11 protein-coding genes are annotated in these 12137 nt (G+C 38.0%); 9 read left to right on the top strand and 2 right to left on the bottom strand.

Annotated features, from left to right (window positions below; all coding sequences use genetic code 11):
* The first annotated feature begins 342 nt into the window (after positions 1-342).
* The 4 genes from ACYQ03_RS13685 to ACYQ03_RS13670 all read left to right on the top strand — a co-directional run bounded on the left by ACYQ03_RS13685 (position 343) and on the right by ACYQ03_RS13670 (position 5115).
* Entirely contained in the window at positions 343-1818 is a 1476-nt protein-coding gene (locus ACYQ03_RS13685) for a restriction endonuclease subunit S (protein WP_459910474.1), read from the top strand.
* 199 nt (positions 1819-2017) lie between these two features.
* On the top strand, positions 2018-2335 hold the full coding sequence (locus tag ACYQ03_RS13680) for a hypothetical protein (RefSeq protein WP_459910473.1): 318 nt from the start codon (positions 2018-2020) through the stop codon (positions 2333-2335).
* A 292-nt stretch (positions 2336-2627) separates the two neighbouring features.
* Positions 2628-4196 (top strand): methyl-accepting chemotaxis protein, encoded by a 1569-nt coding sequence (locus ACYQ03_RS13675; RefSeq protein ID WP_459910472.1) that lies wholly within the window; start codon positions 2628-2630, stop codon positions 4194-4196.
* A 178-nt stretch (positions 4197-4374) separates the two neighbouring features.
* Entirely contained in the window at positions 4375-5115 is a 741-nt protein-coding gene (locus ACYQ03_RS13670; protein ID WP_459910471.1) for an SIMPL domain-containing protein, read from the top strand.
* A 128-nt stretch (positions 5116-5243) separates the two neighbouring features.
* On the opposite strand, the gene ACYQ03_RS13665 is transcribed toward ACYQ03_RS13670, so the two are convergent.
* Positions 5244-6107 (bottom strand): hypothetical protein, encoded by an 864-nt coding sequence (locus tag ACYQ03_RS13665; RefSeq protein WP_459910470.1) that lies wholly within the window; start codon positions 6105-6107, stop codon positions 5244-5246.
* Between the two features lie 211 nt (positions 6108-6318).
* On the opposite strand from ACYQ03_RS13665, the gene ACYQ03_RS13660 reads away from it, so the two are divergent.
* The 5 genes from ACYQ03_RS13660 (at position 6319) to ACYQ03_RS13640 (ending at position 11200) form a co-directional block, all read left to right on the top strand.
* The gene (locus tag ACYQ03_RS13660; protein ID WP_459910469.1) at positions 6319-7002 is read left to right on the top strand and encodes an NUDIX hydrolase; all 684 of its coding nucleotides are present in this window, start codon (positions 6319-6321) and stop codon (positions 7000-7002) included.
* 240 nt (positions 7003-7242) lie between these two features.
* A complete protein-coding gene (locus tag ACYQ03_RS13655; protein ID WP_459910468.1) occupies positions 7243-8229 on the top strand; it encodes an ABC transporter substrate binding protein in 987 nt (328 codons plus the stop codon).
* Between the two features lie 10 nt (positions 8230-8239).
* Positions 8240-9163 carry an ABC transporter permease gene (locus tag ACYQ03_RS13650; protein WP_459910467.1) on the top strand — a complete coding sequence of 308 codons (924 nt, stop codon included), beginning with the start codon at positions 8240-8242 and terminating at the stop codon, positions 9161-9163.
* Entirely contained in the window at positions 9141-9938 is a 798-nt protein-coding gene (locus tag ACYQ03_RS13645) for an ABC transporter ATP-binding protein (RefSeq protein ID WP_459910466.1), read from the top strand. Before ACYQ03_RS13650 ends, ACYQ03_RS13645 begins: the two co-directional genes overlap by 23 nt.
* 266 nt (positions 9939-10204) lie before the next feature.
* Positions 10205-11200, top strand: a complete 996-nt coding sequence (locus ACYQ03_RS13640; protein ID WP_459910465.1) for an asparaginase — start codon at positions 10205-10207, stop codon at positions 11198-11200.
* Positions 11201-11285: 85 nt separating this feature from the next.
* Here the strand turns inward: ACYQ03_RS13640 and ACYQ03_RS13635 are convergent, their stop codons facing one another.
* The gene (locus tag ACYQ03_RS13635) at positions 11286-12116 is read right to left on the bottom strand and encodes a methyl-accepting chemotaxis protein (protein ID WP_459910464.1); all 831 of its coding nucleotides are present in this window, start codon (positions 12114-12116) and stop codon (positions 11286-11288) included.
* Positions 12117-12137: the final 21 nt, after the last annotated feature.

Raw genomic sequence — 12137 nt, 5'->3', positions numbered from 1 at the left:
TTTCAGTGATATGCTAGAAGCTCAGGTTGTTCACCTCTTTATAATAGATTTTTTACCAGTTATTGCGTTTTTCTCTGATGATATTTTATTAAACTTCTTATGTATTAACATAGAAAAGTTACAATAACAATTTCTAAAGATATTATAACAGACTGTAGTTGACATGGGATACCAAAATCAGTTTAACGTTTTTCATTTTGCTTTTCCACTCTGTTATAATGGTATAAAATGGTCTTATTATTTTCTGAGGTGTTAATAGGCAAACGCATGTTCAAAAGGGGAATTTAATCTAAGGTTTGAACTAATAAAGTTAACATAACATCATACGAAGAGGAGCAGCTTATGAGTAGGACAACTCGGGAATCATTCAGGGGGCAAGGTATAAGTAAGAAAATCAGCAGGCAAAACAAAACCCTTGAGCAACTATTAAATGAAGCCTTGGTGCCAGAAGAGGAACAGCCCTATGAAGTGCCGGCTAATTGGCTTTGGACCAAACTCGGTTATTTTGCTCAATTTGAAAGAGGAATTACTTTTCCGGCCGCGGCAAAGGAAAATAGCAAGGGGGAAGGGCTAATTGGTTGTGCCCGGACTGCCAATATTCAAGAAGAATTCGATTGGGAAGATCTAATTTATATAGACAGTAAATACTTAAAAGACAATAGAGAAAAATTGGTTAAAATAGGAGATATTTTAATGTCTTCTGCAAATTCCTATAATCTTGTTGGCAAGGTAGTATACGTTGAAGATTTATTAGAGGAAATTGCCTTTGGGGGGTTTTTGTTGTGTCTTAGAACAAAAAGCATTGAACCTAGATTTTTATACTATTTACTTAAATATATGTTTTTATCTGGTGAAATACAGAAGTTAGCAACCCAAACAACCAACATTGCTAATATTAACACCACAAGTCTGGAAGAATTATTAATTGCTTTGCCAAATATTGCCGAGCAAATTCGTATTGTTTATAGGGTTGAGTTACTGTTGGCGAAAATTAACGAAGCCAGGGGACTATTAGAAGAAGCCCGAGAGACCTTTACTAATCGCAGGGCAGCTATCCTCGCCAAGGCCTTCCGGGGTGAGTTAACTAGGAAATGGCGTGAAGAGCACCCGGATGTAGAGTCAGCTAAAAAACTCTTACAAAGTATTTCTGTGCAATTATTAAATGATTCCTCTTTGGACAGCATTCCTCCAACTTGGGCCTATTGTCATTTAGGAGAATATGTTGAGAACCATGATGGAAAGAGAGTGCCAGTTGCTTTGCAGACAAGAAACAATAGGAAGGGCAAATTTCCATATTATGGTGCTTCAGGCATCATAGATTATATTGATGGTTATACCCATGAAGGAGAATATCTACTTATAGCAGAGGATGGAGCTAATCTATTAACACGTACAAAACCAATTGCTTTTATTGCAAGGGATAAATTTTGGGTAAATAATCATGCCCATGTTGTAAAATGTAAAGGTGATATCCCCAATGAATATCTAAGTTATTATTTAAATTCTATCGATTTAAGTAATTACGTGACTGGGACTGCACAACCTAAACTTACCCAAAAAAATCTTAAAATAATTCCCATTCCTGTACCACCCCTAGAGGAACAGCTACTAATAGTGGAAATATTAACGAATATTTTTCAATCTGAAGAGGTAATCAAAGAAAGCTATGCACAGGTTGAGAAGGTTTTAGATGCTACACAGCAAGCCATCCTTGCCAAAGCCTTCCGAGGCGAACTAGGCACCAACAACCTGGAAGAGGAAAGCGCACTGAAATTACTAAGGGATGTACTAAAAGAAAAAACAAAAATGGAGATATAAATATCATCAAGCTCAAATATCTAATACGGATCTAAAGTCGATCGGAACCCCAACCGGTCGACTTTTTTGGATAACCAGTATATTTGTATTTTTCCCGGTTATGTAAAACAGCACCAAGCAAGGATATAGGATTTAAGTCTTGCAGTAATTAATAATTTTGTATAGTTTATAAGCAAATGTAAATGAAGGGGGAGATAATTTGTTAGTGCCAGTTTTAATTTCCCTAGGTTTTTTACTTTTGCTTGGTTTAATTATGATTAAAGGGTCCTATGAAAGACTGAATAGCCGAGAAATACCTAAACTTTATCAACTACCCACAGTTAAGCAAATACTAAAGTTGTCAATATTCCTTTTCGTAACCTATGCAGGGTTTTTCATTTTCTATAACTGGAAACTATTTTTGCTTTTACTGATAGTGGGTATTCTCACTGCTAGGTTTACTACGGTTATCTTTTGGGATATTGTTTTCAGTGCTATTTTTGCTAAGACGGCTAGTCAACAATGTAACAAAAGCTAATTTAATGAAAAGTAAAAAATTACCTTTAAAGGGGCCGGGAACAGGTAGAATTTTTTATATTTTATTCCCGGCACCTTTTTTTGCCCTAGTGATAATGTTTAAAAATTGGTATATTTAACTTATTGATTCTTATACGAATTAATTGAGACATTCGTCGGCTCATTATATGTTACGGGAGGCCTGATAGCTATGGGGAGATGAATATTGCATTTAGTGAACCACACCATGTAATAAATTTTGTTAAAAATTCATTACTGGTCCTGAAAACGATTATTTATGTGCGGAGGTAGCGATGGGTAAGTCATCTATTAAATTTCAACTGTTAGGTATTGTAGTTCTAGTCTTAATACTTGCAATTTTTGCCACAGGCTATGAAGCTTACCGCATGGTAAATGAGGCAACTGATACATCCGCTGTGGAGAAGGCTAAGGGGGACCTAGCTTTGGGTGAGGCCCTTATTGATCAAACTTTCCCTGGTCCTTGGAGGGCGGATGGAGATAGTCTATACAAGGGAACCACACTTATTAATGATAATAACTATATTGTTGACACAATTGGCCAGTTAACGAGTGATACATGCACCATCTTCTTAAATGATCAAAGGGTTGCCACAAATGTAAAAAATGATGATGGCAGTAGGGCTGTAGGCACTAAGGCTTCCCAAGAAGTAATCAATACAGTTATCAAGCAAAAACAGGCATATTACGGTGAGGCTAATGTTGTCGGGGTACTTTATCAAACAGGCTATAAACCTATTTATGACCAGGATAAAAATGTCATAGGTATGCTTTATGTTGGTGTTTCCAAACAGTTTGTTGATGGTTTGTTAAATAAGTCTATAAAAAATATTTCTATTATTAGTTTTATTATTTTAGGTTTATCTATAGTTGTTATCCTCTGGCGAATTAATAAAAATGTTATTCAACCCATAGAACAATTAAAAAGTGGTTCAACGGCTCTTTCTGAAGGCGATCTAAACTATGAGATCAAGGTAACGGTACATAATGAATTGGGTGAATTGGCCAACAACTTTAATAAAATGGCCAGTGATTTAAAACAAGTCATCAGTAAGTTGGCGGTAGATTCCTTTGAGCTGACCAGTAAAAGCCAGGAGTTAGTTGCTGTAAGTGAAGAAGTTAATGCCACCATTGAGAATATGACTTCTAACAGCACAGAAGTGGCCGTCATCACCGAACAAAGTGCTGCGGGTTCACGAATGGCGGCGGCAGATATGCAAGGTATTAGTAATAAGGCCCAGCGGGGAAATCAGTCTGCCCAAAATTCTATTGAGCAAATGAATATTTTAAAACAGTCAGTAAATACAACGGCTGAATCGGTGAAAATTTTGCATGACCGTTCCCAAAATATTGGGAAGATTATTGATGTGATCACACAAATTGCTGATCAGACTAACCTTTTAGCATTAAATGCTGCCATTGAGGCTGCCCGGGCTGGGGATAACGGTAGAGGTTTTACTGTGGTTGCCGAAGAGGTTAGAAAATTAGCAGAACAATCGGCTAATGCTGCTAAAGAGATTAAAGATCTCATATTTAGGATACAGCGTCGTGTAGAGGGAGTTTTGCATGTGATGCATAATAATGAAGAAGAGGTGAATAAAGTTACAAGGTTTATTTTGACCACGGGGGATGCCTTTGCAGAAATTTCCCTGGCTGTAGCTAATTCAAATCAGGCAATTTCGCAAATTGCCACTGGTGCAGAGCAAATAAGCAAAAGTACGCAAGATTTGGCTGGGGCTTCAGAGCAAATGAGTGCCATTGTTCAGCAAGTTACCAGCTCGGCCACTGCAATGACTAAAATGGCCGAGGAATTAAACGAAATTGTTAGGACATTTAAAATCTAGTGCATGGTCGATTAGTAAGATATTGTTTCAGTTTGTAATATTCTAACAGGAATAGCTAAATTATGTTTAATGGTTTTGTTTCATGCTCTTGCAGTATCTTCATTATTTTTAAAACAATTGTTACAATTTGCCCGCTCATCCGTCTATAACTTAAAGTTTAAATATGAGGGGGATCTTTATGGAACAAGCCAATAAGGGGAAGTATTATGTTATTTCAGCCGGGTTAATTGCTTTATCTTTGGTTATTTGTGCAATGGTTTTGGCTAATCCTCTGTCGAATTTTGCCGCAAGCAAGACTTCCATTGTGGTTACTGGTGCTGCAAAGAAGGAAATTGTTTCAGATTTAGCCGTTTGGCGCGGTTCCTTTTACCAGGAATCTAGTAATTTACCCGAAGCCTATGGTAGCCTCAAGAAAGCTTTAGATACGGTAAAGTCCTATTTGGTTGGCAAAGGGATCTCGGAAGATCAGATTATTGTTTCCTCCATCACAACCATGCCGCAGTATATCTACAATCAAAACGGCTCCAGCACTGGACAAATCTCCAGTTATCGGCTTTCGCAAAACGTGGAGATTAAATCCAACGATGTCCAGAAGATAGCCAGTATCGCTAGGGAATCCACAGAACTCATTGAACAAGGTGTGATCTTTGAATCCCAGCCGCCCCAGTACTTTTATACTAAACTAAATGACTTAAAAATAAATATTTTGGCCGAAGCCACCAAAAATGCCAAGGAAAGGGCAGAAAAGATGGCTACCAGTACCGGCAGTAATATTGGTGCCATTAGGTCCGCCAAGATGGGTGTATTTCAAATTACTCCTGTGAACTCAAATGAAATCTCAGACTACGGTATTAATGATACTTCTTCCATAGAAAAAGAAATTACAGCGGTGGTAAATGTAGAATTTGGCATAAAATAAAATGGACTTAGGAAACAGCTAATGATTATTCCCATGGAAGTGTCGCAAAACTACTTATAGTAGCAAGTGACACTTCCTTTATTTAAAAAAGGCATAAAAATAAGTTTTGAAACTTGAATCTACGGGAACTAATTGGTCAAATTAGCATCAAAACTCTTACTAATGTTTCTTCGATAATTTTCCACTTCAGTGGTTAATTTATTATTATTCTTGCCGATTATGTTTAAATAATTTTGTAGGATATGTAAGAAGTCACTGGTGTCGCCATTCTTAACAGCATTATTATAAGCTTCTAGGGCCTTAAGATCTACTGTATTAGAATCGTAACTAAACAAAGGTGTGTTGTTGAGACCATAAAGGACAAAAATTATGTATTTGTTATATAGCTGTTTTACATCCTTGAGTTTAACGGAGTCTTTATAGGTATTTATGAACTTTTCTTGGGTTAAGGTTCTCTTAACAACTTCATCCCAGCCTATCACTAACGCTGCATCCTTTGCGGGGACTTCAGCAGATTCTACAGCCATAATCTCAATATAACTTTTCATGTCTGGCGTTACATAATCACTATATTTTTTATAGAATTGGTAATCAAGGATAGGAAAGAAGGTGCCTTCAGCAGTTTCCACTTTATAACCACTATTTTTAGTTTTCTGCAACAGTTCTTTTAATTCGGGGTCTTTGATATCGGCATCTTTCATGGTGGATTCATATTCATTGGCTAGTTTAGTTTGGTTATCAGCTTCAAAAAACATAGTTTCAAGCTGAGGTAATTTTTCTTTCTGAATTTCTTCAAAGCTTATAATCATCTGAGAAGCATTTTCCTTAGTTACAAGGGAAATATTATCATTGATAAATTGGGCCACTTCCTCTAAGCTGGAATCCCTTTGTAATATGGCCTGAAAATCCTTCATTACTAAATCGTCCTTGGTACAGCCACTAACTATTAATAGACCCGAGAAAAGCATTAAAATAATAAATTTTTTTAGCATTTATCAAACACCCTTTCATAATCTTATAATTTAAGACGCTTTTAATTTTAAAATGTTACAAGGTCTAGTCTTATAAAATTTTCCAAAGCATTTTTTAGCGTATATAATATCTGTAAGGCTAGTATGAAACGAGCAATAAATTAATACTGATCGCCCATGACTGTAGTGGCAAACCACCGATGAAATACATGCCAAACAGTTAAAGAAAGGAATGGAAAGTGATGTTAGTAAAGTGAATTTGGAAAAGCTATTAAAACAGGGATTATCCCGGGACCCTGCGATTTTGGGTAGAGAAGAATATTTCAACTCAGTCGTATTGATGCTTATTATCAGAGTTCAGGGGGAATACCACTTTGTATTTCAGAAGAGAGCATCAAACATACGTCAAGGGGGAGAAGTCTCCTTTCCTGGGGGGAAACATGAGGACAGTGATATAAGCTACGAGCATACTGCACTGCGTGAGACTGCTGAGGAAATGGGCATCCCAGAAAGTAAAATAACCATTCTAGGAAATTTGGGCACTTTAGTGATTCCCATGGGTGTCATTGTGGATGCTTTTGTTGGTATTGCTGATATTTCTATCAATGATATCAAGGCCAATCCTAGTGAGGTTGAAAAGATATTTACTGTACCGGTGGAGTATTTTATCAAAAATGAACCTGAGAGGTATTACGCTGCAGTCCAGGTTCACCCATCCCATATAGATAAGAAAACATCTAAGGAAGTAATATCCTTTCCAGCAGACATGTTGGGACTACCCGATAGATATAAGAAGCCCTGGGGTAAGCTTAAATATGGTATTATGGTCTATAAAACTAATGAAGAAATTATCTGGGGGTTAACAGCAAAACTAATTGATAATTTTGTTAAAAAAATTAAGCATGCAGCTAAGTGAAAACAATTTTTAATCTTATCAGAATGTTGTACAAATTGCGATGGCAAATATCTTACAGTTTATTGACAGTTAGTTAGATATCGTTTAACATTAATACAACGGTAGAATGGCTAGTTAAAATGTAAAATGGGCAGGACGGTAGGTACAGAAGGGTTTATAGCCATGCACATTAAAGCCCTGTCCCGGGCTTTTTATTTTTTCTGCCCGCCAACTACCAAACTATTTGGGAGGTAGAAAATATTGAAAAAATTATTGTTATCTATCATGGTTATGCTATTGACTGTAGGACTCGTTGGATGTGGGGGAAGCGGTGAAGCGCCGAAAAATCAAGAGGCTGATCAGGTCAAGCTGGGCATTGTTCAAATTGTCGAACACCCTGCCTTGGATGCAGCGAGAAATGGTTTCTTGGATTTGATGAAAGAAAAGGGTTATGACGACACAAAGATGGTTGTGGACTATCAAAATGCCCAGGGGGATCAGGGTAACTTGCAGACCATAGCCCGTAAATTTGTACAAGATAAATCTAGTCTTGTTCTGGCCATTGCCACTCCTTCTGCAATGACAATGGCTAACGAAACAAAGGATATTCCTATTCTGATTACTGCGGTTACCGATCCTGTTAGTGCTAAGCTAGTCAATAGTTTAGAAAAGCCAGAGACCAATGTTACCGGTACAACTGATATGAACCCGGTAAAAGATCAACTTCAATTGATTAAAGACCTTGTACCATCCGCTAAAAAAATTGGTATTATTTATAACTCCAGTGAAGTGAATTCTCAAGTTCAAGTTGATGTAGCAGATAAAGCTGCACCGGAACTGGGTTTAGAATTAGTTAAGGTTACCGTAACTGTCAGCAGTGAAGTAATGCAAGCAGCACAGTCCTTAGTTGGTAAAGTTGATGCCATTTACTTGCCTACTGATAATATGGTTATTTCCTCAATGGCTGCAGTGTTAAAGGTGGCTGAGGAGAATAAGATACCAGTTATCTCTGGGGAAAGTAACTCTGTTGAAAATGGTGCATTGGCCACAGTAGGTATTGATTACTACCAGTTGGGCCGTACCACAGCTGAAATGGCAATTCGAGTATTAAATGGTGAAAAGCCACAAGAAATGGCTATTCAAGGGCAACCTGGCACGGATATTGTTATTAATCTACAGGCTGCCGAGAGAATGGGTGTTACAGTTCCAGAAGACTTAAAGCAGAAAGCCAAAAAAATTATTGAATAGGTGATCAAAGGTGACAACAAGTATATGGCTAGGTGTTCTTGAACAAGGCTTATTATGGGGTGTAATGGTACTGGGGGTTTACATTACCTTTCGGGTGCTGGATTTTCCGGACCTTACTGTAGATGGTAGTTTTACTCTTGGTGCTGCGGTAGCTGCCAGAATGATTTTTGAGGGGTATGACCCGTGGTTGGCAACTTTAATGGCACTGGTTTGTGGTGCCACAGCAGGAATAATTACGGGAGTTTTAAATACTAAGCTGAAAATTGCTCCTCTTTTATCAGGGATTCTGATGATGATAGCATTATATTCTATCAACCTCAGGGTGATGGGAAATAAAGCTAATCTTTCCTTGCTGCGAATGGATAATATTTATACTGATGTTAGCCAAATTGGCATTCCCGCTGGTCTAGCAGTAGTAACCCTTGGCTTGATTGCTATTACTCTAACGACTTACTTGTTGTACACTTTTTTACAGACAGAAATTGGTATGGCACTGCGAGCTACTGGTGATAACGAACAAATGATTCGTAGTCTGGGTGTTAATACCAACTCTACTAAAATTATGGGTTTATCCATAGGAAATGCTTTAGTCGCTGTGTCCGGTGCTTTAGTGGCACAATACCAAAGTTACTGTGACGTAGGTATGGGTATTGGTATGATTGTGGTGGGCCTAGCCTCTGTAATTGTAGGGGAAGTAGTGTTTGGAAAAAGGACTTTGCTACGGGCCTTAGTGGCAGTGGTCATCGGTTCTATTATTTACAGGGGAGTTATTGCTATAGTAATGCAGTTAGGTCTACCTACCACTGATCTCAAACTATTTACTGCATTGATGGTAGTATTGGCGATGTCATCACCACTTATCAAAGAAAAATTCTCTGCTCAACCAGGGAGAGCGAAGGGGAGTGCAGACCATGCTGTCGATAACAGAAGTTAGAAAAACATTTAACCCAGGCAGTGTTAATGAGCGGTTGGCCCTGGACGGAGTTTCCCTAAATTTAAAAGCAGGTGATGTAGTTACAGTAATTGGCGGAAATGGAGCAGGGAAATCTACTCTTTTGAATATGGTGGCAGGTGTCTATCCGGTTGACGAAGGGAAAATTAAGATTGAAGGTCAGGCAGTAGAACATTTACCTGAGTATGCCAGAGCATCCTTTATTGGTAGAGTTTTTCAAGATCCCATGAAGGGTACAGCCGCTTCTATGACCATTGAAGAGAACTTGGCCATGGCCATGAAACGTGGTTCAAATAGAAAGCTACGGGCTGGTATTCGAAGCAAAGACCGGAGTTGCTTCTGTGAGCAGCTAAGCTTGCTAGGGTTGGGACTGGAAAATCGCTTAACCACAAAGGTTGGTCTACTTTCTGGTGGACAGCGTCAAGCTTTAACTCTACTGATGGCTACGTTGGTACCCCCGAAACTTTTATTACTGGATGAACACACCGCTGCCCTTGATCCAGGTACCGGGGAAAAAGTATTAGAACTTACTCAGAAGATCATTAAAAAATATAATCTTACTACTCTGATGGTGACCCACAACATGGAAGATGCTCTGAGTATTGGTAATCGCACCATTATGATGCATGAGGGAAAAGTTATTTTAAATATAAAGGGTGAGCAAAGAAGAAATACCCGCATACCAGACTTGTTAGAAATGTTTAAGAAGGCAAGCGGGAGATCTATGACTAATGATCGGATGTTGTTAGCTAATTAATAAATAGATTGTAAATCGAAAGGCCAGAGCAAATTAATTGCTCTGGCCTTTATTAACCTATACGATAATCTAATCTAGGTGGTGTGTAAACTTGGAATCATTTCCTTGGCAAAAAGGTTATATTTAGCATGTTCTAGTTGCTATATAATTCACACTTACATTATTGATAGAAAAGGGTAAAATAAATTTGTTAATTTGACATATAGTATTGAGCAAAACATATTATTTGACTTCTTTTATGGTTATTAGATGTTGAGGTGTTATAAATGAAAAAAATTCTCCTGTTAGCAACTGGTGGAACCATTGCCTCAGTGCAGGGCCGGGAAGGATTAACACCGTCCTTGACCTGTGAGGAACTGATCGGGTATTTGCCTCAGGTGCAGCAAAATTATGTTATAGAGAGTAAAGGGTTAATGAGTATCGACAGTACTAATATGCAACCAGAATTTTGGATTTCAATTGCAGAAGCTATTTATGATAATTACAATTTTTATGATGGCTTTGTTGTTACACACGGTACGGATACAATGGCCTTTACATCTGCCGCTCTTTCCTATATGCTGCAAAACCTTCATAAACCTGTTGTGATGACTGGATCACAGGTACCTATAAGTTTTCGGTATACTGATGCCAGCAAAAATTTACTTGATGCTATTTACTTTGCCTGTGAGGGGCTTGCTGGGGTCTATATCATTTTTGGCGGTAAGGTGATCATTGGTACAAGGGCTGTTAAACTAAGGACCAAAAGTTACGACGCCTTTGCCAGTGTTAATCATCCTTACGTCGCCTATATGGACGGTACACAGATAAACTATCTTTGGAAACCTAGCCTGCCTAGGGATGGAAAATTAAAGTTAGATACGAGTTTATGCCCAGATGTCCATTTGTTAAAATTGTACCCGGGCATGAAACCAGAGATATTTGATAGTATTAGGCAACTTTATAAAGGAGTTGTAATTGAAAGCTTTGGTAGTGGCGGTGTACCCTTTCAAGGTCGTGATCTTCTACCTAAGATACAAGAGTGCATCGATACTGGTCTAGCTGTTGTAGTAACTACCCAGTGTTTGGAAGAAGGCGAAAACCTCTATCTCTATGAGGTAGGTCGTAAGGTGGCTCAAAACAGTGTTATTCTTTCAGGTGATATGAATAGTGAAGCCATTGTACCCAAGTTAATGTGGGCTTTGGGCAAGTCGAAAGATATGTATGAAGTAAAAAGAATTATGGAAACCCCCATAGCCAGTGACTTAAACTGTAAAAAATAACTAATAAATTGTCAACCATCAACACCTAAAGGAATTTAACACATTCATAAAGCCAGTTGACACAAAAGGAAATTTTTCTCATTTACTATTCATTAAGTTTTTTTGCTAAATCATTTAGCTTTTTAGACATGGATAGAATCTCATTGACCGAGGCAGAAATTTCTTGTACCGAAGCAGTTTGTTCTTCTGCAACAGCGGCAATTTGGTGTATTTGTTCGTTGAAGTCGGATACAGAAGTCATAATTAAAGTTAAGATATTTTGAATCTCCCTTACCGAACCTACTGTTCTGTCGGAAAGTTTTCTGATCTCATGGGCAACAACATTAAAACCTAACCCGTGTTCACCAGCTCTAGCAGCTTCGATGGCAGCATTTAAGCCAAGTAAATGCGTTTGGGCAGCAACATCTTTGATAAGGTTCAAAACAACGTCAGTTTTTTGTACATTACTATTAATTGTGTCTGCTTGTCCTGTTAAATTACTGGATGTAGCTGCTAATTGTTCAGATGCTGCTGTTAAATTGTTGGTGGTTTGATTAATAATAGCAAGGGACTTTTCTAATTTTTCAGCGTCGTCCAATAGGCTATCCTGGGTTGTGGTTGGTTGAAAAATCCCCAAGGTGCCAATTAATTCACCATTTGAATTATAAAGGGGAGAACAGCTCGCTAAATAAGCTACACCATAAATAGAAGTGTCAGTTATTCTGGTCACAACTTTTTTTTGACTCTGTAAAACTTGATAACTTGTGGTACCAGGTTTTACCGGATCCCCTTGTTTTACCTGATGATTAAGGGAAATACCAGGTTTGTAAAAATGAAATATCTCTTTATCAGTTAAGGAAATAGCACATTCGGATCCTATTGTGTTTTTGACTACTTCAGCCATACTAATTAACTCTGGCCAGTTGGTATTTGACATTATCTATCACCTCTCGTAATC

It is taken from the genome of Desulfotomaculum defluvii (assembly GCF_054657375.1).
Note: the sequence above shows the minus strand (reverse complement) of the source record. Positions and strands in the feature narration are given on the sequence as shown.

What these genes read in the sequence shown, in the direction of transcription:
- ACYQ03_RS13685 (WP_459910474.1), top strand. Translation starts at nt 343, where the DNA reads ATGAGTAGGACAACTCGGGAATCATTCAGGGGGCAAGGTATAAGTAAG.
- ACYQ03_RS13675 (WP_459910472.1), top strand. Translation starts at nt 2,628, where the DNA reads ATGGGTAAGTCATCTATTAAATTTCAACTGTTAGGTATTGTAGTTCTA.
- ACYQ03_RS13670 (WP_459910471.1), top strand. Translation starts at nt 4,375, where the DNA reads ATGGAACAAGCCAATAAGGGGAAGTATTATGTTATTTCAGCCGGGTTA.
- ACYQ03_RS13665 (WP_459910470.1), bottom strand. Translation starts at nt 6,107, where the DNA reads ATGCTAAAAAAATTTATTATTTTAATGCTTTTCTCGGGTCTATTAATA.
- ACYQ03_RS13660 (WP_459910469.1), top strand. Translation starts at nt 6,319, where the DNA reads ATGGAAAGTGATGTTAGTAAAGTGAATTTGGAAAAGCTATTAAAACAG.
- ACYQ03_RS13645 (WP_459910466.1), top strand. Translation starts at nt 9,141, where the DNA reads ATGCTGTCGATAACAGAAGTTAGAAAAACATTTAACCCAGGCAGTGTT.
- ACYQ03_RS13640 (WP_459910465.1), top strand. Translation starts at nt 10,205, where the DNA reads ATGAAAAAAATTCTCCTGTTAGCAACTGGTGGAACCATTGCCTCAGTG.
- ACYQ03_RS13635 (WP_459910464.1), bottom strand. Translation starts at nt 12,116, where the DNA reads ATGTCAAATACCAACTGGCCAGAGTTAATTAGTATGGCTGAAGTAGTC.